19 protein-coding genes are annotated in these 22,019 nt (G+C 62.6%); 4 read left to right on the top strand and 15 right to left on the bottom strand.

From position 1 onward, the window contains the following. Positions 1-28 precede the first annotated feature (28 nt). The 5 genes from U5A65_RS14510 to U5A65_RS14490 form a co-directional block, all read right to left on the bottom strand. A complete protein-coding gene (locus U5A65_RS14510; protein ID WP_321946655.1) occupies positions 29-799 on the bottom strand; it encodes an isocitrate lyase/phosphoenolpyruvate mutase family protein in 771 nt (256 codons plus the stop codon). A 55-nt stretch (positions 800-854) separates the two neighbouring features. After that, positions 855-2,030, bottom strand: a complete 1,176-nt coding sequence (locus U5A65_RS14505) for an MFS transporter (protein ID WP_321946654.1) — start codon at positions 2,028-2,030, stop codon at positions 855-857. Positions 2,031-2,156: 126 nt separating this feature from the next. Further along, a complete protein-coding gene (locus tag U5A65_RS14500; RefSeq protein WP_321946653.1) occupies positions 2,157-3,635 on the bottom strand; it encodes an efflux transporter outer membrane subunit in 1,479 nt (492 codons plus the stop codon). Then, positions 3,632-6,820, bottom strand: a complete 3,189-nt coding sequence (locus U5A65_RS14495) for an efflux RND transporter permease subunit (protein WP_321935698.1) — start codon at positions 6,818-6,820, stop codon at positions 3,632-3,634. The genes U5A65_RS14500 and U5A65_RS14495 overlap by 4 nt, the downstream gene beginning before the upstream one ends. Further along, positions 6,817-7,932 carry an efflux RND transporter periplasmic adaptor subunit gene (locus U5A65_RS14490; RefSeq protein ID WP_321946743.1) on the bottom strand — a complete coding sequence of 372 codons (1,116 nt, stop codon included), beginning with the start codon at positions 7,930-7,932 and terminating at the stop codon, positions 6,817-6,819. Before U5A65_RS14490 ends, U5A65_RS14495 begins: the two co-directional genes overlap by 4 nt. A gap of 410 nt (positions 7,933-8,342) precedes the next feature. On the opposite strand from U5A65_RS14490, the gene U5A65_RS14485 reads away from it, so the two are divergent. Beyond that, positions 8,343-8,858 carry a helix-turn-helix domain-containing protein gene (locus U5A65_RS14485; RefSeq protein ID WP_321910864.1) on the top strand — a complete coding sequence of 172 codons (516 nt, stop codon included), beginning with the start codon at positions 8,343-8,345 and terminating at the stop codon, positions 8,856-8,858. 32 nt (positions 8,859-8,890) lie between these two features. Here U5A65_RS14485 and U5A65_RS14480 read toward each other — a convergent pair whose 3' ends face one another. Beyond that, complete coding sequence (locus U5A65_RS14480; protein WP_321910656.1) at positions 8,891-9,793, bottom strand: LysR family transcriptional regulator; 903 nt, start codon at positions 9,791-9,793, stop codon at positions 8,891-8,893. Between the two features lie 133 nt (positions 9,794-9,926). Between U5A65_RS14480 and U5A65_RS14475 the strand changes: the two genes are divergently transcribed. Then, positions 9,927-10,430, top strand: a complete 504-nt coding sequence (locus U5A65_RS14475) for a DUF1993 domain-containing protein (RefSeq protein ID WP_321910658.1) — start codon at positions 9,927-9,929, stop codon at positions 10,428-10,430. Between the two features lie 101 nt (positions 10,431-10,531). Here U5A65_RS14475 and U5A65_RS14470 read toward each other — a convergent pair whose 3' ends face one another. From U5A65_RS14470 to U5A65_RS14450, 5 genes are all read right to left on the bottom strand, one after another. After that, complete coding sequence (locus U5A65_RS14470) at positions 10,532-11,353, bottom strand: SDR family NAD(P)-dependent oxidoreductase (protein WP_321946652.1); 822 nt, start codon at positions 11,351-11,353, stop codon at positions 10,532-10,534. Positions 11,354-11,381: 28 nt separating this feature from the next. Next, a complete protein-coding gene (locus tag U5A65_RS14465) occupies positions 11,382-11,798 on the bottom strand; it encodes a MaoC family dehydratase (RefSeq protein WP_321935695.1) in 417 nt (138 codons plus the stop codon). 13 nt (positions 11,799-11,811) lie between these two features. After that, positions 11,812-12,252, bottom strand: a complete 441-nt coding sequence (locus tag U5A65_RS14460) for a MaoC family dehydratase N-terminal domain-containing protein (protein ID WP_321946651.1) — start codon at positions 12,250-12,252, stop codon at positions 11,812-11,814. Between the two features lie 28 nt (positions 12,253-12,280). Continuing rightward, entirely contained in the window at positions 12,281-13,465 is a 1,185-nt protein-coding gene (locus tag U5A65_RS14455; RefSeq protein WP_321946650.1) for a lipid-transfer protein, read from the bottom strand. Between the two features lie 155 nt (positions 13,466-13,620). After that, positions 13,621-15,534 (bottom strand): feruloyl-CoA synthase, encoded by a 1,914-nt coding sequence (locus U5A65_RS14450; protein ID WP_321946649.1) that lies wholly within the window; start codon positions 15,532-15,534, stop codon positions 13,621-13,623. Between the two features lie 585 nt (positions 15,535-16,119). On the opposite strand from U5A65_RS14450, the gene U5A65_RS14445 reads away from it, so the two are divergent. After that, on the top strand, positions 16,120-17,640 hold the full coding sequence (locus U5A65_RS14445; protein ID WP_321946648.1) for a DUF1254 domain-containing protein: 1,521 nt from the start codon (positions 16,120-16,122) through the stop codon (positions 17,638-17,640). A 54-nt stretch (positions 17,641-17,694) separates the two neighbouring features. Here the strand turns inward: U5A65_RS14445 and U5A65_RS14440 are convergent, their stop codons facing one another. Both U5A65_RS14440 and U5A65_RS14435 read right to left on the bottom strand, forming a co-directional pair. Beyond that, positions 17,695-18,447, bottom strand: coding sequence for a hypothetical protein (locus tag U5A65_RS14440; protein WP_321935690.1), 753 nt, complete (start codon positions 18,445-18,447; stop codon positions 17,695-17,697). 18 nt (positions 18,448-18,465) lie between these two features. After that, positions 18,466-19,926: an amino acid permease gene (locus U5A65_RS14435; protein ID WP_321935689.1), complete on the bottom strand. Its 1,461-nt coding sequence runs from the start codon at positions 19,924-19,926 to the stop codon at positions 18,466-18,468. A gap of 187 nt (positions 19,927-20,113) precedes the next feature. Between U5A65_RS14435 and U5A65_RS14430 the strand changes: the two genes are divergently transcribed. Further along, positions 20,114-20,470 carry a hypothetical protein gene (locus U5A65_RS14430; RefSeq protein ID WP_321946647.1) on the top strand — a complete coding sequence of 119 codons (357 nt, stop codon included), beginning with the start codon at positions 20,114-20,116 and terminating at the stop codon, positions 20,468-20,470. 92 nt (positions 20,471-20,562) lie between these two features. On the opposite strand, the gene U5A65_RS14425 is transcribed toward U5A65_RS14430, so the two are convergent. Continuing rightward, on the bottom strand, positions 20,563-20,859 hold the full coding sequence (locus tag U5A65_RS14425) for a cupredoxin family copper-binding protein (protein WP_321910865.1): 297 nt from the start codon (positions 20,857-20,859) through the stop codon (positions 20,563-20,565). Positions 20,860-20,945: 86 nt separating this feature from the next. Then, entirely contained in the window at positions 20,946-21,890 is a 945-nt protein-coding gene (locus U5A65_RS14420; protein WP_321910867.1) for a metallophosphoesterase family protein, read from the bottom strand. Positions 21,891-22,019: the final 129 nt, after the last annotated feature.

Here is a 22,019-nt window from a genome sequence, read left to right as displayed (position 1 = left end):
TCCATTGCGTGATGGTTGATACAGTCAGTTATGCGAAAAGACCTTGGATCTCGGAATACGGCAGGGGATGGCTATCGAGAGCTTCAAAACGGCCGCTTTCCAGAAAGTCTTGTGCGAGGGTCTTCGCCTTCGCGAGCACGGCTTGCGAAATGGCGCTACCTGCACTTAAGCGCCGCACGCGCAGTTTTCCGAGCGTCGTTGCGTCGGCGAGTCCTGGTACGGCCATGACGTTAAGCGGCAAGCGAATGGCGCCGACGATCGTTTCGATATCGGATGACCGCGCGAGCGCCGGAAGGAAAAGACCGTCCGCGCCGGCTGACGCATACAGGTTGCCGCGAGCGATCGACTCTTCCGGCTGCTTCGATGGTTCAGCGAGCCGTGCAAGAAATACGTCGCTGCGCGCGTTGACGAAGAGATCCGAGCCCGATTTCGCAACGGCATTCCTGATCGTCTCGATCTTCAAGGCGAGAAGCGATGCCGGGTCTGTACCGTCTTCGATATTGATCCCGGCGACGCCAAGATCCACCAGCCGCATGACATGGCCTGCAACGGTTTTGGGATCGTCTGAATAGCCATGTTCGATATCGACCGACAAAGGCACGTTCAGCACGCGGATCATGCGTCGAACGCAAGCCGCGACCTCGTCGAACGGCAGCATGCGGCCGTCCGGGTATCCCAATGCCCATGCAAAGCCCGCGCTGGTCGTGGCGATTGCGGGGGACCCCAACGCCTCGATGAGACGTGCACTGCCGGCATCCCAGGCATTCGGCAGCCGAAGCGGCGAGGTATTGTCGTGCAACTGACGGAATGTGTTTGCGTAAGACATAGCTCTTTCCTTGTATCGGGATGGAAACTCAAGCCGCTACCGCGCGCTTTGCCGGGTTCGCAGACGCTGCAATGCGCCGCGTTGCGAGTTCGGAAACGAGAATCGCGATGACCACGGGAATGCTCGAGAGGTAGCCCAGGTTGTGACTGCCGATGACCGGGATCACGGCGGCGCCGAGCGCGCCCGCGATGGAGACACCCACATAAGTCGCCGAAGTATTCAGGCCTACCAGCACGGCGGTCATCGGCGGATTCAGGCTCGCAAGGCGGAACTGCTGCGGCACCAGCACGCCCCATGCACAGGCGCCCCAGATCGTGACAGCGATCGCTGCGCTCCAGAGGTGTGCTCCAGTGATCGGCATGGTGAGAATGACGATTGCAACAATGGCCAGCTTGATCATGACGACCTTGTGCGAACCGATCCTGTCGAGAATTCGCCCCGTCAGCAGATTCGAGCAGGTTCCCGCCAGGCCCCAAAGCACCAGCAGTCCACCGAGCACCGTGGCGCTGTGGCTAGTGGCACGGTCGAACACGACGGAGAAGTAGCTGAAGATGATGAAGGTGCCGATCTGGGCCAGCACCGTCGTCGTGAGCGTGAGTCCCACGCGGGAGTCGGTGAGCGGAGACAGGCGCTTGCTGAGGGAGATGGCCGGCGGCAGCGGCACTTCAGGCAAGAACGCCAGAATGCCGGCGAATGCGGCCGCGCCGAGTGCGGCGACGAGTACGAGCGTCCAGTGCCAGCTGGCGAGGCCGCCGATCACGGCGCCGATGGGCGAGCCCAGCGCGGTAGCGGTCGTCAAACCCGCCACGATGATGGACAACGCATAGCCACGACGCTCCGGCGGCACGAGCGATGCGCCCGTTCCGCTGGCAGTGGGCGAGAACATGGCTGCGCCCAGACCCGCGAGAGCGCGGGTGGCCAACGCGATGCCGAGATTCGGCGCCACGATGGTGCCGAGATTGGCGATCACGAACAAGCCGATGCCGCTGAGCAGCAGACGCTTTCGTGCGACGTTCGCGGCAAGCGCTGCAATGGTTGGGCCGAGCAGCGCATAGCTCAGTGCATAGACACTGATGAGCTGGCCCGCAGCGCCGATGCTGACGCCAAACGAGTGCGCGATTTCAGGCAGGATGCCCGCGAAGACGAAGCTATCGGTGCCGAGCGCGAACATGCCGAGTGAGAGTGTTAGAAGACGGCGATCCATGTCGACTTCTCCAGAAAAATGAGAACGTTAGTCTTGTGACGAAACTATAGGGAAGCCGCCTGGATCGCACTACGGGCCGCAAGCAGGAAGCTGTTCCCCATAAACCGGTTAAGTGGTGCCTTCGGCTTAGTTGGCCTGAGCCATCTGCTGGTGCGGGGCATCCCATCCGCCTCCCAGCGAGCGGAACGTTCGTACTGCCGCGCGGGCGGCGTCGGCTTTCGTTGCGTCGAGATCGTCGCGTGCGTCGAGAAGTTGCCGGTCGGCGTCGAGCACATCGGTCAGCGTGATCGAGCCCGCGCGATACGCTTTCTCCGAAAGGTCGCGCGCCTTCGTCAATGCATCGACTTCCTGTTGAATTTCCTGCGCGCGAATCTCCGTTTGCGAGAGCGTCATCAAGGCGTCTTCGACGTCTTCGGTCGCTTTGAGCGCGGCCTCGCGATACTGCGCCAGGGCTTGCGCGTACGCTCCGCGCGCATTCTTGACTTCTGCGTCCACCTTGCCGAAATCGAACAGACGCCATTGCAGCGCGCCGGTCCCGACCGGTTGGAACGACTTCGCGCTCAGGAAGTGGCTGGCCGAGATGCTGTCGAATCCCAATGCGCCAGAGAGCGAAATCTTCGGATAGTAGTCGGCGATTGCGACGCCGATGGCTTCGTTCGACGCCGCCAGATGGCGCTCCGCGGCGATGATGTCAGGTCGACGCCGCAGAACGTCCACGGGCTGATCCGCGCTGCCAATGGCAGGCACGTCGGGAATGGCACCAGGGTTCGTGGCGAGTTCCGCCGCATAGGTCCCAGGCTGCGCGCCCATCAGCACATCGAGCCGGTTCAATTGCGCTTCGAGCGCCACGCGCAAGGTCGGCACGGTGGCACGTGCGCCACGCAGCAACGCTTCAGCCTGAGCGACTTCGCGTTCGTCGGACGCACCGGCCTGTTTGCGCGCTTTCACGAGTTCCAGCAGGCGCGCGTCGGTATCCACCTGATCCTGGGTAACGGCCAGCTCCGCCTGCAGCCCTCTGATTTGCAGGTAGGCGTCGGCCGCGTCGGCGGCAACCGTCACGCGCGTTCCGAGTTGCGCGGCTTCGGCGGCCTGCTCTTCGTCGGTGGCTGCCGCGTGCGCGCGCCGCAGTCCACCGGCGAGGTCGATTTCCCAGCTGGCCGTTGCGCCCGCGATGTACTCCTTCTGATCGCGGCTGTAGTTGGGGAATGCGCTCGCAAGGGCGCCAAGCGGGCTCTGCACGCTCTGGTGTAACGCCGTGTACGACGCGTTGGCATCCACCGTCGGCAGCAGCTGGGCACCCGCTGCCTGGGCCGCAGCGCGCGACTGGGCGACGCGCGCCATCGCGGCCTGAATATCGAGGTTTTGATCGAGCGCCCGTTGCACCACCTTGACCAGTTCGGGGTCATTGAACCCGGTCCACCAGCTATCGAGGCTCGGGGCCGGCAACGTCGTTTGCCGGTCGGCCACGATCTTCGCGTTGTGAAACGGCGCCATCTCCGTAGTGGGCGCAACATAGTTCGGCCCGACAGCACAGCCCGCAAGAAACGCGCTGACGATCAGACTACCCACGAGCGCTTTCGAAGTCCTGGATACGAAGCCGTTCATTTCACTTCTCCACTGCGAAGTTGCCGCAAGGCAGCCGTGCCTTTCATGCCGAGCTTGCGAACGAAGGCGTAAAACGCCGGGGTGAAGGCGAGCCCGAAGATCGTTACGCCGAGCATGCCGAAGAACACCGTTGTGCCGAGCGATTGCCGCATTTCCGAGCCTGCGCCGCTGGCAATGGCGAGCGGCGCCACGCCCGCGATAAAGGCAAACGACGTCATCAGGATCGGGCGCAGCCGCACATGGGCCGCATGGGTGGCGGCGTCCTCGGCATCGACCCCGTCTTCCTCCTGGCGCTGTCTCGCGAACTCGACGATGAGGATGGCGTTCTTGGCGGCCAGTCCAACGAGCACCACGAAGCCAATCTGCGCAAGAATGTCGATGGGCATGCCTCGCATGTTCAGACCGATGGCCGCTGCGAGCAGACACATCGGCACGATCAGGACGATCGCAAGCGGCGTCTTCCAGCTTTCATATTGCGCGGCGAGCACGAGGAAGACGAACAGCGCCGACGCCGCGAAGATCACGAGCGGCGACATGGTCTGCTCTTTTTGCTGGTGGGCGAGATCGGTCCACTCGTACGTGATGCCGTTGGGCAGGACCTGTCCGGCGAGTTGTTCCATGTGTTCGATGGCTTCGCCCGACGAGAATCCGGGCGCGGCGGCCCCCATGATTTCCGCTGCGGGGTACATGTTGTAGCGCGGCACGCGATACGGCTGGGTGGTATTCCTGAACGTCGCCACACTGCTGATCGGCACCATGTCTCCCATCGCGTTGCGCACCTTGAGTCTGCCGATGTCGTCAGGTGTCCTCCGGAACGCTTCATCGCCCTGAACCCGCACTTGATACGTACGTCCCATGAAGTTGAAGTCGTTCACGTACTGCGAACCTAAGTAAAGATCCATCGTGGAAAACACATCCGTGGGGGTAAGGCCGAGCTTTTCTGCCTTGAGGCGATCGATGTCGGCGTAGACAGACGGTGCGCCCGCGTTGTAAAGCGTGAACACGCCGCCGAACACCTTGTCCTTGTTGGCCGCGGCCACGAGGGCGTGCGCGGCGTCGGCGAGCGCCTGCGGCCCCAGTCCGCCACGGTCTTCCAGCATCAGCTTGAAGCCGCCCGCCGCGCCCAGCCCCTGCACGGGCGGCGGATTGACCACGACGACCACCGCGTCCTTGACACCCGCGACGCGCTTGCGCAGTTCGATCAGTGTCGACGCGGCATTCACGCCGGGAACATGCTTGCCGTACAGCGAAGGCAATCCGTAGAACAGCGTGCCCACGTTGGGCGCGATCGTGCCCGTCGTGACGTCGAAGCCCGACACGGGCGACGTGTGAGTGACGCCCTTGAGTCCCGGCGTTTCGAGCACGATGTCGTTGATCTCGCGGATCACCTTGTCGGTGCGGTCGAGACTCGCGCCCGGAGGCAGGAACGCGATCACAGCCTGATAGCCGATGTCCTGCTCGGGAATGAAGCCGGTGGGCATTCTCGACATCTGCAAGGCCGTTGCGCCAATCAGACCGGCATAGACGATCAGCATGACGGTGGTCGCGCGAACGAAGCGGCTCGTCATCTTTCCGTACCGCGACGACAGCCAGTCGAACGAGCGATTGAACCGGCCAAACACCGCATGATGGAGGCGGCTCAGCACCGTCGAGCCGCCGTGCGGCTTCTCCATCTCGTGCGGCTTGAGCAGCACCGCGCACAGGGCAGGGCTCAGCGTCAGCGAGACGAAGCACGAGATGACGGTGGAGGCGGCGATCGTGATCGCGAACTGCTTGAAGAACAGCCCCGAGATGCCGGACATCAACGCAGTGGGCCCGAACACCGCACACAGCGTGAGCGCAATGGCGATGATCGCTGTCGAGACCTCGTCCATCGTTCGATGGGCGGCTTCTTTCGGCGACATGCCGAGCGCCATGTTGCGTTCGACGTTCTCGACCACCACGATGGCGTCGTCCACGACAATCCCAACCGCGAGCACCAGTCCGAACAGCGAAAGGTTGTTGATCGACGCGCCGAACAACGAAAGGACGGTGAACGTGCCGACCAGCGAAACCGGGATCGCGACAACGGGGATGATCGTGGCGCGCCAGTTCTGCAGGAACAGATACACCACACCGACTACCAGCAAAATGGCGATGCCGATGGTTTTGGCTACCTCGTGAATCGACTGGGAAACGAAAGTAGTCGGGTCGTAGATCTTGATGTAGTCGACGCCGGGCGGAAAGCGCTTTTTCAGCTCGGCCATTTTGGCCCACACGTCATGCTCGACCTGCACGACGTTCGCGTCGGGCGTGGCGATGACGAACCACGGCGTGGCGGCGTACCGGTCGGCATACGCCTTGGAACCATAGTCCACGGAGCCGAGTTCGACACGGCCGATATCGCGAATGCGTGTGACGCGTCCCTGTGCATCGGACTTGACGACGACGTCGCCGAACTGCTCGGGGGTCGAGAGACGGCCGAGCGCGTCGATGTTGATCTGATACGCGCCCGTCCCGTTGTTCGACACCGGAGGCTGATTGAGCACCCCGGCGGAAACGGCGGCGTTCTGCGCGCGAAGTGCGGCGAGTATTTCGCTGGCGCTGATGTTGTACGAAGCGGCTTTGTCCGGATCGATCCAGATTCGCATCGCGTACTGCCGCTCGCCGAACAGCTGAAAGTCCGACACGCCCGGCAAGCGCGCGATCTGATCACGTACCTTGAGCATGTAGTTCGACAGGTATTCGGGACTGCGGGAACCGTCGGGCGAATAGACGTGCACGCCAAGCAGCAGCGCCTGGATGGTCTTCTTCACCTGGACTCCCTGCAACTGCACTTCCACAGGCAGGCGCGACAGCGTGTCTTCCACACGGCTGCGTGTGAGCAAGAGGGCTGTGTTCGGGTCCGTGCCGACCTTGAAGATCACCGTGATCGTCAACTGACCGTTGCTGGTCGATTGGCTCGAAATGTAATCCATGTTCTCGACGCCATTGACGGACTGCTCGAGCGGCGTCGCAACGGTGCGCGCAATGGTGTCGGCCGACGCACCCGGATACGAGGTCGTGATCTGAATGGTCGTGGGCACGATGTTCGGATACTGGGCCACGGGCAGCTTCACCATGGTCGCCAGTCCAATGAGTACAGCGAATATGTTGAGCACCGCGGCAAAGCGCGGGTGCTCAATAAAGAAGTGAGTCAGTTTCATGATTTTGCTCCTTCGTCGCCGTGCTCTGCCGAGAACCGGATCGATCCTGCGTGCGGGGAAATCTTCGAGCCGGGGTGGACCGCGGGAATGCCGTCGATCACGATCCGGTCGGTCGGCGCAAGCCCGGACCGGATGACGCGCAGACCGCCTCGCAGGTCGCCGATTTCCACCTTTCTGGGCGTGGCCACGTTGTCTTCTCCCACGACGTACACCATGTGGTCCGTTTGATCTTCGAGCACGGCGGCATCGGGAACGAGCAGCGCCGGTTGCGGCGCAGTCGTCGCGAGGCGCAGGCGGGCGAAGCCGCCGGGCGTCAATGAGAGGTCGCCATTCGGGATCGTTGCGCGCGCATGGATCGTGCCGCTCGCCCGATCGAGCGTGTTGTCGATAAAGTTGAGCGTGCCCGTACGCGTGTACCCGCTGTCGCCTGTCGGCGAAAGCGTCACGGTGTCGGCCAGGGGGCCGCTCTGGTTTTCGCGTGAGCGCTGGAAGGCGGCGTAGTCGCTTTCGCTGATATCGAAATCGAGGTAGATCGGGTCCAGCGAAACGATGGTCGCAAGCAGCGTTGTCGGGCCCGTGCCGGCGCGGCTGCCGGATACCAGATTGCCCGTCGACACGAGGTGCGTGCCGATGCGGCCGGTGAACGGCGCCGTAATCTTGCAGCGGTCGAGGTCGAACCTTGCGTCGCGAACGAGCGCGTTCGCGTTGTCGACGGCCGCCTGTGCCGCGCGCTGCTCGGCGACTTTCTGGTCGACGTTCTCGGCCGTTCCCGCTTCCGAACGCTGCAGTTCCTGCGCTCGGGCCAGTTCCCGCGTGGCGAGTGCCAACCGGGCGTTTGCGGATTCGAGTTCGGCCATCGCTTCGCTCAACTTGATCTGATAGGGCTCCGGGTCGATTTCGAAAAGCAGATCGCCTTGGTGGACGATGTCGCCGTCCTTGAAGTTGATCCGCGTGAGCGTGCCCCCGACCTGGGCACGCAATTCAACGCGATTGACCGCTGAAAACTGGCCGAGAAACCCGAGTCGGCCCTCGATATTTCGCTGGAGTGGCGCGCTGATGCTCACTGATGGAGGAGGCGGAGCGGCAACGGACGCGGCACTTGACCCGTGCATATGAAACGCCGTAGCCGCGGCGGCGACGATCACAACGGTGGCAACACCTTTACCGACCCATCGAACGGAGCCGGACGTCGCCGAGCGCCGTGGAGTCGTAATCTCCACCTCGGTCTGATCAATTCGGTTATTCATGGCATTCCTAAGTGTTTGAACAGGCTGCACGACGAACAGAGGTGTCGCAGTTTGCCCGTCGGATGATCAATGTTTGCTATCTGGTATGACGATAGCGGGGTGATCCGGAGTGAGGCAGCGATCCGGGGTGACTTCCCCGGAACAACTGCCGGCTAAGTTTCGTGACGCAACTATAGGGAACGCCGTTGCGTCACGCTACGGGCCGAAACCGGGAAGCTATTCCCCAGAATCTGGTTAAGTTGCATGACGAAACTTCAGCTACGATGCGTTTCATCATGTACAGAAAACGCTTCGATGGAATGGACTGCTCGATCGCTCGCGCCCTCGACGAGGTTGGCGAGTGGTGGACGCTTTTGATCGTTCGGGAGTGCACGCAAGGCAGCAGGCGCTTCGACGAATTCCAGAGCGGGCTCGGCATCGCCCGTAATGTCTTGACGGCACGGCTCGAACGTCTGATCGAACTGGATATTCTTGAGCGGTTCCCGGTCGCGGAACGGGCAAACACGTTTGGCTACCGCTTGACCTCGAAAGGGGCGGACCTGTACCCGGTGCTGGTCGCGCTCATGCAATGGGGGGACAAGTGGCTTGCGCCGAATGGAAAGCCGCGGATCGCATTGGTAGAGCATGCGAGCGGGAACCCCGTCGAGGCGGTGGAGGTTCGCGCAACGACCGGGCAGGCGCTCACGTATCGAGACGTTCGGTTCGCTGCCGGTCCAGGCGCGACGCAAACAACGCGCGAGTTGATCGACGAGCGCAATGACCGGGTACTCGGCGATCAACCGGGCGAGTGATGAGTTTTGATGGCGGTCGTCCCTGGCCCGGCTTAGCGCCGCTTTTGCTTCCCGAATCTGGACATCGATTCCCTGAGCCTGGGCGCCGCGAAGTCGATGAAATGGCGAAGTTTTACGGCCATGAGGTTTCTGGACACATGAACCAGATGCACAGGCACAGGCTCAACTTCGAACTGAGGCAGGAGTATTTCGAGCTGGCCGTTTCGAAGCGCTTCATCGGCATCGTGCTCGAATACGAAGGTGATGCCCACGTTGTCCACGGCGGCGCTCACTGCGGCGTCGGGTGAAGTCACCTCGAGCCGAGGCTTCACTTCGAGCAGATAGACCTTGTGGGTGGCGGGAAGGCGAAAGCGCCACGGCGAAAGATACGGGCTGTTGAAGACGATGCACGAATACTTCACGAGATCATCGGGCTCGCGCGGCAGCGTGTGTTGGCCGAGGAAGGCCGGACTTGCGCAGACGACCGGCCGCAGTGAACCAATGCGCGTCGCGATCATGCTGCTATCGGCGAGTTCGCCGATGCGCACTGCGAGGTCGGCGTGTGAATCGATGAGGTCGATGTTTCGATCGGAAAGCAGGAGCCGAACGGTGATGTCCGGATACTGAGCGAGGAACTGATTGATGACGGGCAAGACATGCAGGCGGCCCAACTGCACGGGTGCAGTCACGACCAGTTCCCCTTTTGCTGTCGCAAACTCGCCCGTGGCTTCGCGCTCCTGTTCACGCACGAGGTCGAGGATGCGCCGCGCCGCTGCGACGTATGCGATGCCCGCGTCGGTCAAGGTCAGCTTTCGCGTGGTTCGTATCAGCAAGCGGGTTCCCAGCATCTCCTCGAGATCGGCAACTTTACGAGTGAGTGTGCTGACTGGAATCTTCAGTTCGCGAGCTGCTGCCGACAGGCTGCCCCTGTCCACTGCGCCCAGCAACATTTCCATGGCTTCTAGTCGGTCCAACGCGTTCGCCCACGTGGAATCAGGTCGCCCAATTGTATGGGAAGTTCAGGCCGGCGTGGCGGCTTGTTCAGTCCATCGCGTGACTTTACGAAAACATCTGTTCAAGGAGAGCCCGATGTATGCACAGGCCATTGCACAATGCGTGCAAGCAGTCAGAACCATGGAAACCTACCTCGACAAAGCGGAGCGCTTCGCGAATGCGAGAAAGTTCGATGTTGCCGTTCTGTTATCGACACGTCTCGCTCCCGACATGGGAGGATTGCTCTATCAGATACAAAGCGCCTGCGACTATTTGAAGGGTGGGGCCGCCTGGCTTTCAGGGCAGCAGCCACCGCGACATGAAGACAATGAGCAAACGCTTGACGAAGCGCGTGCGCGCATTCGCAAGACAATTGAGTTCGCTGAAAGCGTGCCGGCAGACCGGTACGACGACGCAGCCGCGCAAGTCGTAAAGGTATCATGGGTGCCGGGGAAGCTGACGGGAGAAAACTATCTGCTGCAGATCGTGATTCCGAATGTGTACTTCCATGTCGCCATGGCATACGCGATCTTGCGCACGAATGGGGTCGAGGTTGGCAAATTGGACTTCATTGGTCCGGTAAATGCGTTCGACGCCTGATTGGCGGGGCGCTTTTGCGTGACAAGAACAGAAGAAACGCTCCGGTTGGCGTTTCACCAACCGGAGCGAGTGCGAGAAGCGACGTTGTTGTGGCCGGCGCGTTACTGCAGATTGCCGGCTACGGCGATGGTCTGGCCGGTGATGTAGTTCGATTCGGGCGAGCAGAACAGGTACACGCCGCCCGCTGCCTCCTCGGGCTTGCCGCCACGGCCGAGCGGATTGCGCTGGGCATGCGCCTTGAAGAAGTCCGCATTCAGGCCCACGCGGATATCGCGGCCTTCGATCTGCACGGTTTCGGCGGCTTCGGTGCTGACCGTCATGCGCGTGTGGATGAGACCGAACGCCACGCAGTTCACGTTGACGTTGAAGCGGCCCCACTCGCGTGCGAGCGCGCGCGTCATGCCGATCACACCGGCCTTCGCGGACGAGTAGTTCATCTGGCCGGCGTTGCCGTTGAGCGCGGACGTGGACGAGATATTCACGATCTTGCGATAGACTTCGCGGCCTTGCGCGACGTCCGCCTGATGCAAGGCCTTGATATGCGGATAGGCGGCGCGCAGGATACGAAATGGCGCGGTCATGTGGCAATCGAGGATCGCGTACCACTGCTCGTCGCTCATCTTCTGGATCACGTCGTCCCACGTGTAGCCGGCGTTGTTGACGATGATGTCGATGCCCTTGTACGTGCTCATCGCCGTGTTGACGATGCGCTCGCCGAAGTCCGGCGCGCTCACGTTGCCGACGCACGCCACCGCCTCGGCGCCCATTTTCCTGAGCGTTTCGACCGTTTCGTGCGCCGGATCGGCGTCGAGGTCGTTGATGACGAGGCGCGCGCCTTCGCTCGCCAGCTTCTCTGCAATTGCGCGGCCGATGCCACGCCCCGATCCGGTGACGAGCGCCACCTTGCCGTCAAGCTTTCCCATCTTGCTGTCTCCTGTGAGTCGATGCGAATTACAAGGCGACCACGGCGTCGCCGACGACGCGCGGTTCACCATACTGATTGGATGTCTGGATTTCGAGGCGCACGCGCTTCTCGCCATCCACCTCGAACTTCTCGACCACGCGCCCGGTGCAGGTGATTTGATGTCCGAGATGCGTGATGCCGACGAATCGCACACCGAAATGACGCAGCTGCCGCTGATCGACCCACTGCGTGAGCAACCGGCCGAGCCACGCCATCGAGAGCATGCCGTGCGCGAACACATCGGGCATGCCGGCGCGGCGCGCGTAGTCGATATCGATATGCACGGCGTTGTGATCGCCCGACGCGCCCGCGAAGAGTGCGAGCGTCGTGCGGTTCACGGGCGGCAGCGTCAGCGGCGGGAGCGTGTCGCCGGCCTTGATGTCGTCGAAACGAATACTGTTCATGGTGTTCTCCCGTTCAGCCGTTGCGTTGCACGAGCACGCTGCGCAGATCCGCCACGTGTTCGCCGTGCTGGTTGGTCACGCGCGTTTCGCGCACGACGAACTCCAGCGCGCCGCCTTTCTTGTCGTAGATGTCCGCGATGCGGCACTGAAAGCGCAGCACGTCGCCGGCGTACGCCTGGCGGTGATAGGTGAAGGACTCCTCGCCATGCAGGATGCGCGCCATTTCGATGCCGACTTCTTCGCGCCATGCGGTGTTCGGCTGCTCCAGTTCCAGCGAGAACAGGAAAGTGGGCGGAAGCGGCAGGGCGGGATGACCCGCGTCGCGTGCCGCGGACTCGTCGAAGTAAACCGGATTGGTCTCGCCAGTCGCTTTCGCGAAAAAGCGCAGCTGTCCGGCTTCGGCCGTCACGCTGAACTCGGGCATCGTCTTGCCGATGAATTGCTTGTCGATCATGTCGATCGCTCCTCCCGTGCCTGGCAGATCAAGCCGACTTGTAGACCGTGACGACGCACGCGCCGCCAAGACCCACGTTGTGTGCAAGCGCAACCTTCGCGCCTTCCACCTGGCGCTGATCGGCGCGGCCGCGCAGTTGCTGCGTCAGTTCATAGCATTGCGCAAGGCCGGTCGCGCCGAGCGGGTGGCCCTTGGAGAGCAGGCCGCCCGACGGATTGACGACCCATTCGCCGCCATAGGTGTTGTCGCCGTCGTTGACGAGCTTCTCGGCTTCGCCTTCCGGGCACAGGCCCAGCGCTTCGTACGTGATCAGCTCGTTCTGCGCGAAGCAGTCGTGCAGCTCGATAACGTCCACGTCCTTGGGCCCGATGCCTGCCTGCTCATAGACTTGTTGCGCCGCGAGGCGCGTCATGTCGAAGCCGACGACGCGGATCATGTCGCGAGCGTCGTAGGTGCTAGGCAGGTCGGTCGTGAGCGATTGCGCCGCGATCATGACGTTGGTGCGCAAGCCGCGCTTCTTTGCGAATTCTTCCGACACGACGATCGCCGCTGCGGCGCCGCAGGTCGGCGGGCAGGCCATCAAACGTGTGAGCACGCCTTCCCACAGCATGGGGGCGGCCATGACGTCTTCGGTCGAGACGATGTTGCGGAACACGGCGAGCGGATTGCGCGCGGCGTGCTGGCTTGCCTTCGCGCGAATCTTCGCGAACGTTTCGAGCTTGGTGCCGTACTTCTTCATATGCGCGTGGCCCGCGCCGGCGAACTGGCGGATCGCGCTCGGCAGGTCGGGGCGGTCGACCAGTTCGTCGACGAGGTTCAGTGCACGCTCGAGCGCGCGCTCACGATCGTCCCAATGTCCTTTGAGCGCCCCCGGCTGCATGAATTCGAAGCCAACCGCGAGCGCGCAGTCGACCGCACCGCTCTGCACGGCTTGCCGGGCGAGAAAAAGCGCCGACGATCCGGTGGCGCAGTTGTTGTTCACATTGATGACCGGGATGCCGGACATGCCGACGTGATACAACGCCTTCTGTCCGCAGGTCGAATCGCCGTACACGTAGCCGGCATATGCCTGCTGCACGTCGCGATATTCGAGGCCCGCGTCCGCGAGCGCCTGACGCGTGGCGATGGCGCCCATCGTGTCGTACGTTTCGCTCGTACCGGGCTTCTTGAACGGGATCATGCCGACACCGGCAACATAGACATTTCGGCTCATGGAGCGACTCCTTCGGAATAACAGGTTAGGGTTAAGACTTGCGCGCGACGAAGTCGCATATGGCTATACAGTTCGCCATCCTTATCAAATATCATTCGACCGATCTGCAAGGCGGTGTCGCAAGACCATGAGCGACGCCGCTGCGGGCGGCTAAATCAGCGAATGCGGGCGATATGCGCGTCAGGCTCGGCGCGGTACAGGGCTTCGACGAGATGCGCCCGGCGCGAGCGCGTGACGGCCTGATTGACGTATCCCTTGTCGGCGATCTCGTTGGCGTCCATCGAAGGGGGCTCGTCCATCAGCATCAAGCGCTCGACGCTCAGGCTGGCTGCTCCGGTGCGGGTCTTGCCAAGCCGTTTGCGAAGTTCGGAAACGAGCACGGGATGCCGGACGAGCGCGGCGGCGTCGAGGCCGGCGAGTTCCGGAAATGCGCGCTGACACGCACCGACGTTGGGCCACGCAAGCGCCGCGAGAAAGTCGTGATCGTGGCCGCAGATCACGGCGTCGCTGAGGAGCGGCGCGCATTGCTCCAGCAGCGCGAGGCGCACGGCGCCGGTGCGCACCCATGTGCCGTTGGTGAGCTTGAAGTCCTCGACCACACGGCCTGCGAACATCATGCCGGCGGCCGGATTGTCCGGATCGACGAGCCGCACCGCGTCGCCGAGGCGGAAAAAGCCTTCTTCGTCGAACGCCTGCGCGCTCTGTTCCGGATTCCTGATATAGCCGCCGAAGATGTGCGCGCCGCGCATGCGGAATTCGAAGCGTCCGTCGCCGCCTTCCAGCGGGCAGAGCTTCACTTCGGCGCCGGGCACGGGGGTGCCGATGTTGCCGACTTGTTCGGTCGGCCAGCTGCAATAGGTGCCCATGCCGGTGGTTTCGGTCGCGGCGAGCCCCGAGCAAAACATGATGCGTGTACCGGTCGTCTGCTCGGCAACGCGCTGGATGCGCTGCCAGACATCCACGGGCAGGCTCGCGCCGCCGTAGCCAAAGCATTGCGCGTTCGAGAACACGCTGCGCGCCAGCTCCGGATCGCGCTCCAGCTCATTCGCGAGGACCGCCCATGCGGAAGGCACGCTCGTGAAGATCGTCGGCGAGACTTCACGCAGGTTGCGCACGGTGCGCTCGATGAGACCCGGCAGCGGGCGTCCGTCGTCGATGTAGTGGGTTGCGCCGAATTCGACCGAGCGGCCGAGGTTCAGCACGCCGCCAAGGGCATGATGCCAGGGGAGCCAGTCGAGGAACACGGGCTGCGCATCGTGCAGCCACGCGAGATTGTCCGCATAGTAGGAGGCGACTGCCCGGAAGTTGCGATAGGTCAGCGCCACGCCTTTGGGCACGCCCGTCGAGCCGGATGTGAACAGCACCCGCACGGTGTCGTCGAGCCGGATCGCGGCGTGCGCCGCCGCGACCGCGGCACGGCGCGCCGGCGTAAGCGACGTGGCCGCGAGGGCGCTCCACGCAAGCTGGTCGCCGCGCGGTTCTTCGACGGCAATGACGGGTGCTTCAATGTCCTTGAGCAGGTCCAGTGCACGCTCGAACACGCTCGCTGACTGTACGAAAATCGCGGCAGGCGGCACGAGCTCGACGACCCCCTTGAGCCTCGCAAAGTCCTTGCTGAGCATGGCGTAAGCAGGGCAGACCGGTGCAGTGGGTACGCGCACGTATTCGGCGGCGAGCAGCAACACGGCCTGCTCGAGGGAGTTGCCCGAAAGCAGCATGAGCGGCCGGTCCGGGCCCAGCCCCAGGTCGAGCAATGCGGCCGCAACGCATTGGACCTGCTCCCACAGTTGCCGCCATGTCATCGCGCGCCACGCGCCGTCTTCGCCGCGCTGGCAGAAGGCCGCCGTGTCGCCGCGCTGCTGCGCCCAGTGCGCAATGAAATCGGCAAAGCTCGTCTGGCTGATAGCGGGCGGCGGGTTCGCGGAGCGCAGAATCAGCGTGCCGTCAACGCGGCGCTCGACCAGCGTTCGCCGTTGAGGAAATCGGGCGGCGCGCCAGGGGGGCGCCGCGTGTTGTGGGTCGATGACGTGGGTCACTACGCCTGTCTCCTTGGCATCCAGACGCGGCATGTCGTGCTCCGCGCCTTGTTCTGTGGGCTCTACGGCTTCTAGGATAGACGGCGGCTCAAGGGGGCGAGCCCACCCTAAAGTGGTGGTGTTCGCCGGCGGGTTGCGCGGTGAAACGCCGTCCGGCGTGGCGGCGTTGCGGCATCGGGACGATACGAGGGAAAGCCGATTCGCTCCGGCGCGCTCGATAACGAGGTTGGGAAGACCCGCGAAGACAGACCGTCTGAGCCATTTCCGGCTGCGCCGAAGCGCGTGCAGGCGGGAATCACACCGGGCGCCTGGTCATGAATACGCGCTTCAGGCCATTTTCCTCGGCCCGGTAGACGGTCGGCGAGAACGGCGGGTCTTGAATGCGGATGCATCGAGGTGTTTTGCGGGGCGGTGATCGGGTATCAGAAGGATTGCAAACGACCGGCCCTGATCCAGAGGATTCGCCCGGTAAGCATACAGGCCCGGTGGTGACGGCGGCTACCGGTCACGCTCGACTATGCAGGAATCCGCCTGTGCTAGCCTCCTTGGTGCCCGTTGGATACAGGGCCTGCACGGCACACGATTTTTCCGGTAACCATCGCTTGGAGGAAAGCCTTCATGAAACGTCAGGGCCAGTGTTTCGCCTTTCTCACGCTTGCGGGTCTCGCGCTCGTCGGTGCAAAGGTTGCCTTCGGGCAAGACTCGCATTACGACGCGCTCGCCAACGCACCGTTCGACAAGGACTATCCGACCGCCGCCACGTCGCGCAGCATGCAAGAGGAACTGATCTTCCAGCGCGCCACACAGGCCTACCTGTGGGGGCTGCCCGCCATCAACATGTGGGCGATGAAGGAAGGCTCGGAGAAAATATTCGGTGCGGGCTATAACGTGCTGCCGGTGTGGAAGGAGCGCATCAAGGCCTCGACGCAGGTCACGACGCCGAACTCGGACGTCGTATACGCGATGGGCTATCTCGACCTGCACAAGGACGGACCGCTCGTGGTCGAGGTGCCGCCCGGCGTGCAAGGCATGTTCGACGACTTCTTCCAGCGTCCTCTCGTCGGCCCGACGATCGGCGGCCAGACCTGGACGGGCGACGTCGGCTTTGCCGGCCCTGACAAGGGCAAGGGCGGCACCTATGTGCTGCTGCCACCCGACTACAAAGGCGAGCCAAAGAACGTGCCGAAGGATGCGTTCATCTACCGCTCGCGGACGTATAACGTGTTCCTGTTCTGGCGCGCCTTCTTTAGCGATCCAAAGGATCTATCAAAACCGAATGCCGAAATCGCTGCTACGCATATCTATCCGCTCGGGCACAAGGAAACGGCAAAGCCGATGCAGTTTCCGAATGCCAACGAGAAGCCCGCCAACCTGCTGTTTGCGCACGATGCCAGCTACTTCGACATGATGTCGCGCTTCATCGACAGCGAATATGTCGACCCCGCCGATCTCGACATGCGTGGCTTCCTGCATACGATCGGCATCGACAAGGGTAAGCCCTTCGAGCCTTCGGCCGATATGCGCGCGCTGCTCGACAAAGCCGCTGCAACCGGCTTCAAGATGAGCAAGGTGGTCATCACGGACATGATCGCGCGCGAGCCAGGCGGCAAATACTATCCGGATCGTCAGTGGATCAACGTCTTCGCCGGCGAGAACACGGCATTCCAGTCAAGCGAGACGTTCACCAATCTCGAACAGCGCTCCGGGTACTTTACGAGCGCCTATTCGGCGAGCCCGGGCATGGTGAAGAATCTCGTGGGAGCGGGCGCCAAGTACCCCTTCACGTTCCGCGACAAGGATGGCCATTTCCTCGACGGCGGCCAGTCGTACACGTTGCGCTTGCCGCCGCATATTCCGGCGAAGAACTTCTGGTCCGCGACGGTCTACGACGCCACGACGGCCTCGGGTCTCGACAACGGCCAGCCGTTCCCATCGCTGAACCAGATGGACAGGCCGGTGCAGAACGCCGATGGATCGACCGATCTCTACTTCGGTCCCACGGCGCCCCCGGGCAAGGAGAAAAACTGGCTGCGCACGGTGCCAGGCAAGGGTTACTTCGTGATCTTCCGCCTGTATTCGCCGGAACAGGCGTTCTTCGACCAAACGTGGAAGCCAGGCGACCTTGAAAAGAGCAGCTAAGGTTGTCGGGTGGGCGTCGAGGCACGACGCCGCTCGGACATCGGCAAGCTCTCGTCACATGGTTCCGCTGCCGCTGCCCGTTCCGCCCGTGCCGGAAGAAGGGGCGGACGTTGCGGTAAGCGGATGGGCGAGGCCCGCCGCGGACAACAGCGAAACGGCGGCCGGATCGGGCATGCCATTGGCATCGATCGCTCCCGCTGCCGCTAGCGCGACCAGATCGCTGTCGACGCCTGGCTGGCCAACCGTGAAGGATGTCGTGAGAAACGCCGGTACCGCCAGCGTGAGCGCGTAGTGCTGCTGCAGATTCGTGACGACTGCGGATTGCGCCGCCTGCACGTCGGCCTGGCTAGCCAGCGCTTGCTGGTACTGCGAGTTGGTCGGGAAGCCCGCTATCAAGCCATTCTCGTTCGTGCCGAGTTGCGAAGCCATGTAGACAACCATCAGCTCGGTCTCCGGCGTCGTATTGAAGGTCCCACCGGCAAATGCCAGCGAGTGCAGGCTCACGCCGCCGGAGGTCACGGTGAGGATGCAGGGCGGCGTGGCATTGAACGCGATCGTGTAGTGCCCGCCACCGTCGGATAGGGCGGACGCCGAACCCTGCACACAACTGACGTTGAGCGTCGCGCTGGCGAGCGCCGAACCGGTGGCGGCCGTGCCGGAGAGGGTGAGGTTGGGTGTCACGGTTGTGCCGCCGCAACTGCCGAGACCGATGCAGGCGTTCCCGCCGCAAGCGGCAAGCGTTGCGAGGGAAGTCACGCAAATCGCAGCGAACGCCGGACGAACGAAACACGCGTGGTGAACGTTCATGATGGTTCGAGGCCCGCGTCAACCGCGCTCCGGATGGCGCAGTCGCGAATGATGGCGGCCATAAGACATGTAGATCAGCATGCCGATCAGCAGCCAGACGATCAGCCGTACCCAGGTGACGAGCGGAAGTCCCACCATCAGCAACAGGCAAAACGCGATCCCGAGAATGGGGACAATGGGCACGCCGGGCGCGCGGAAGGGGCGGTTCGCGTCGGAGTCGCTGCGCCGCAGATAGATGACGGCGCCGCACACGAGCACGAACGCAAACAGCGTCCCGATGCTGACCATTTCGCCGAGTACGCCGATGGGCGTGAGGGCCGCCACGATGGCGACGACTATGCCGATCATGATCTGGCTTCGATGCGGCGTGTGCAGGCGCGGATGGACGGTGGAGAACAGATGGGGCAGCAGCTTGTCCTCCGACATCGTGAAGAAAATACGGCTCTGCCCATAGAGCAGCACGAGTATCACGGTGGTCAGCCCCGTTAGCGCGCCGATCTTGATGAGCACCGAGAACCAGGTGAAACCAATGGCGTCCACCCCTTTGGCAATCGGATCGGGGACGTTCAGTTGTGCGTATGGAACGAGTCCGGTAAGCACGGCGGCCACGAGGATATAGAGCAGGGTGCAGATAACGAGCGACCCGAGAATACCGATCGGCATGTCGCGCTGCGGCCGTTTCGCTTCCTGCGCAGCGGTCGATACCGCGTCGAAGCCGATGAACGCGAAGAACACCACCGCAGAGCCGCGCAGAATGCCGCTCGCCCCGAAGCTGCCGAATGTGCCGGTGTTGGGCGGCACGAAGGGATGCCAGTTGGCGGAATGCACGAAGAACGCGCCGATGGCGATGAAGGCCACGACGACCGTCAGCTTGACTGCCACCATGATGTTGTTGATACGTGCAGACTCCCGCGTGCCGAGCACCAGCATCGTGGTGAGGATCGCGATGATCAACACTGCGGGGAGATTGATCGTGCCGGTGGCAGTGGTGCCGTCAGCAAGCTGGACGGCGGTGCCTGGAGCGGCAGCGAGCGTTGGCGGGATAGTGATGCCGACGTTATGCAACAGACTGACGATATACCCGGACCACCCGACCGCGACCGTTGCGGCACCCATGGCGTACTCGAGAATCAGGTCCCAGCCGATGATCCACGCAAACACTTCGCCAAGCGTCGCATAGGTATACGTGTACGTGCTGCCGCATACGGGGAGCATGGCGGCCAGCTCGGAGTAGCAAAGGCCCACGAACGCACACGCAATTCCGCCCAGCACAAACGACAGAATGATGCCCGGTCCAGCAAATTGCGCCGCCGCGGTGCCCGTGAGGACAAAAATACCGGCGCCGATAATGGCGCCGATGCCCATCGCCGTGATGCTGGGCGCCCCAAGGGTCTTCGAGAGCGCGCGGCCGCCTTCGGCATCGGCGCTTCCCACTATGTCGGCGACGGACTTGCGCGCCATGTAGCTCGTGTCGGCCATGATAGGTTGTCCCATTCAAATGCGACTGGAAACGACTCGATACGGCTTGCGTTACTTCTTTAGAATAGACACAGGCGCGTGCTCGCGAGGGCTAAGTTTTCAATTTGCCGAACGACGACTGGCGTGCGTGGACAGAGATGTTTCGGAACACTTCAAGTTCAGCCGGATGGCGGCTGGGAGAAGAGGGATGCAAGACGACAAACCGTCGCCACAGGGCGCGACGTACGAGAAAGGGCTCCGGATCGGCGGGACTGGATGGTTCGGGCGAATGGTGGCCGTCGTCGTGAGCGCAATCGTGCTCGTGGTGGCCGCAATGTTGTCGCTGGTGCTGCTTGCCGTGCTGTTCGCGGTGGGCGTGGTCGTGGCCGGCTATCTGTGGTGGAGAATACGCGCGCTGCGCCGGCAGGCGCGCGAGTTCGGCGACGATGGCCGCACCATCGACGTGGAGGTCGTACACAAGGACACGCGCGGCGACGATGGCCGCACCATCGACGTGGAGGTCGTTCACAAGGACTCGCACGGCGACGATATCGCGAAACGCTGACCTTCGATGCTCGCGCAAGCACGTTGAGCGAATGCGCGAGCGTATATCAGCAGTCCGAATAATAGTTGCGCAGAAAAGTTTTCGGCCAGGTGCTACTGCACCGTGATGGTGGCCTTCATATACGGGTGAATGCCGCAGAACACCTTGTATACCCCCGGCTTGTCGAACTTGAACTGATACGTATCGTTCTGGTCGAGCGCCGCCGAGTGAAATACGCCCGCGTCGTTGACGACCGTATGCGGTTCGCCGTCCATGTTTTTCCAGGTGACGGTCGTGCCCGCCTTGACCGTGATGGCCATGGGCGAAAACATGAAATTCTTGATGACGATCTCATTGGGCTCCTGCGCGTGAGCGGCAGGCATGCCAAGGGACGTCCCCGCCATGAGCATGCCGAGTCCGTAAAAGAGGGCGAACGCGCGACGATAGTGAAGGGAGAACATGGCTCGGATCCTTGTTGAATGAGCGATAAGCAAAGTCACGCGAGGGACATGTCGGACAGCGTCGCCGCGAGGGGATGGCGCGAAATCCGGATGCTGGTGACGCCAAGCATCTTCGGCAACTGGTCGCTTGCCACCTTGAGCGGCCCGGGTCCGGGGCCATCGCCGGCAGTCGGTTGCGGATACGCGGTCGAGCGTGCCGTGTGGAACGTGATATTGCCCTCCACCTTCGAAACGATCTGATGAATATGACCGTTGAGCACGGTCACCGAGCCAAAGCGCTTCAGATAATCCATTGCCTGGCCCGCATCGCCGGTACCCCAGCCCCACGGTTCATAGATCGTCCACATAGGCATGTGAGTAAAGACGACGATCGGCGTGCTGGACGTGCGGCCCTTCAGGTCGTTTTCCAGCCATGCGAGCTGGTCCTCGCCCAGATTTCCGAGCCCGTTCGGCTTGAAATGCATCACGTTGACGAGCGCGATGAAGTGCACGCCGCTGTGGTCGAAGCTGTAATAGCCCCGGTTGTCCGATGCCTTGCCGAAACGCTTGAAGTATTCGCCTTGCGGTCCGTCGGTCACATCGTGCTCGCCAGGCGTGGTGTGCAATTCCGTGATGGTGAGACCCGACAGCAATTGCGCCGCCAGATCGAATTCCGCGGGCTTCGAGAGATGGGTGATATCGCCCGTGTGAATGGCCAGCGCCGGTTTGACCGGCATGGCGTTGACGTAGTCGATCGTCTGCTTCAGCGTAGCCGCGACATCGGGATTCGCCTCCTTGTTAAAACCAATATGCGAGTCGCTGATCTGCAGAAAGAGCGGCACGCCGGAATCCGCGGCGTTTTCTTTGGTGCTGGCTGCCAGCGATAGCTCCACGGGTGTGAGGACGCCTCCGGCCAGAACAAACACGGTGCCCATGCCACCGAAGGCGAGGCACTTCAGGGCGTTGCGGCGTGACGGTTGGGAAGGAAGATCTGACGACATGATGTCCTCTCGACTGGGTTCAGGAAGTCGACCGCCAGTGCGATCTGGTGCGATCGGGAGCGCCTCCCGGGCGGGCTTCACGTGCAATACCGCAAACGCTGCTGTTTTATTCCCGGTTGTCGCACGGGA

Origin of the sequence: Paraburkholderia sp. J10-1, from assembly GCF_905220165.1 — a bacterium.
Taxonomy (GTDB): Bacteria; Pseudomonadota; Gammaproteobacteria; order Burkholderiales; family Burkholderiaceae; genus Paraburkholderia.
Note: the sequence above shows the minus strand (reverse complement) of the source record. Positions and strands in the feature narration are given on the sequence as shown.

Bases quoted from the DNA above. Each gene is read 5' to 3' on its own strand.
- U5A65_RS14445 (WP_321946648.1), top strand. From the start codon at position 16,120: ATGAAACGTCAGGGCCAGTGTTTCGCCTTTCTCACGCTTGCGGGTCTC.
- U5A65_RS14505 (WP_321946654.1), bottom strand. From the start codon at position 2,030: ATGGATCGCCGTCTTCTAACACTCTCACTCGGCATGTTCGCGCTCGGC.
- U5A65_RS14430 (WP_321946647.1), top strand. From the start codon at position 20,114: ATGCAAGACGACAAACCGTCGCCACAGGGCGCGACGTACGAGAAAGGG.
- U5A65_RS14460 (WP_321946651.1), bottom strand. From the start codon at position 12,252: ATGATCGACAAGCAATTCATCGGCAAGACGATGCCCGAGTTCAGCGTG.
- U5A65_RS14450 (WP_321946649.1), bottom strand. From the start codon at position 15,534: ATGCCGCGTCTGGATGCCAAGGAGACAGGCGTAGTGACCCACGTCATC.
- U5A65_RS14425 (WP_321910865.1), bottom strand. From the start codon at position 20,859: ATGCTCATGGCGGGGACGTCCCTTGGCATGCCTGCCGCTCACGCGCAG.
- U5A65_RS14500 (WP_321946653.1), bottom strand. From the start codon at position 3,635: ATGAACGGCTTCGTATCCAGGACTTCGAAAGCGCTCGTGGGTAGTCTG.
- U5A65_RS14470 (WP_321946652.1), bottom strand. From the start codon at position 11,353: ATGGGAAAGCTTGACGGCAAGGTGGCGCTCGTCACCGGATCGGGGCGT.
- U5A65_RS14435 (WP_321935689.1), bottom strand. From the start codon at position 19,926: ATGGCCGACACGAGCTACATGGCGCGCAAGTCCGTCGCCGACATAGTG.
- U5A65_RS14490 (WP_321946743.1), bottom strand. From the start codon at position 7,932: ATGCACGGGTCAAGTGCCGCGTCCGTTGCCGCTCCGCCTCCTCCATCA.
- U5A65_RS14455 (WP_321946650.1), bottom strand. From the start codon at position 13,465: ATGAGCCGAAATGTCTATGTTGCCGGTGTCGGCATGATCCCGTTCAAG.
- U5A65_RS14485 (WP_321910864.1), top strand. From the start codon at position 8,343: ATGTACAGAAAACGCTTCGATGGAATGGACTGCTCGATCGCTCGCGCC.
- U5A65_RS14480 (WP_321910656.1), bottom strand. From the start codon at position 9,793: ATGGAAATGTTGCTGGGCGCAGTGGACAGGGGCAGCCTGTCGGCAGCA.
- U5A65_RS14465 (WP_321935695.1), bottom strand. From the start codon at position 11,798: ATGAACAGTATTCGTTTCGACGACATCAAGGCCGGCGACACGCTCCCG.
- U5A65_RS14420 (WP_321910867.1), bottom strand. From the start codon at position 21,890: ATGTCGTCAGATCTTCCTTCCCAACCGTCACGCCGCAACGCCCTGAAG.
- U5A65_RS14495 (WP_321935698.1), bottom strand. From the start codon at position 6,820: ATGAAACTGACTCACTTCTTTATTGAGCACCCGCGCTTTGCCGCGGTG.
- U5A65_RS14440 (WP_321935690.1), bottom strand. From the start codon at position 18,447: ATGAACGTTCACCACGCGTGTTTCGTTCGTCCGGCGTTCGCTGCGATT.
- U5A65_RS14475 (WP_321910658.1), top strand. From the start codon at position 9,927: ATGTATGCACAGGCCATTGCACAATGCGTGCAAGCAGTCAGAACCATG.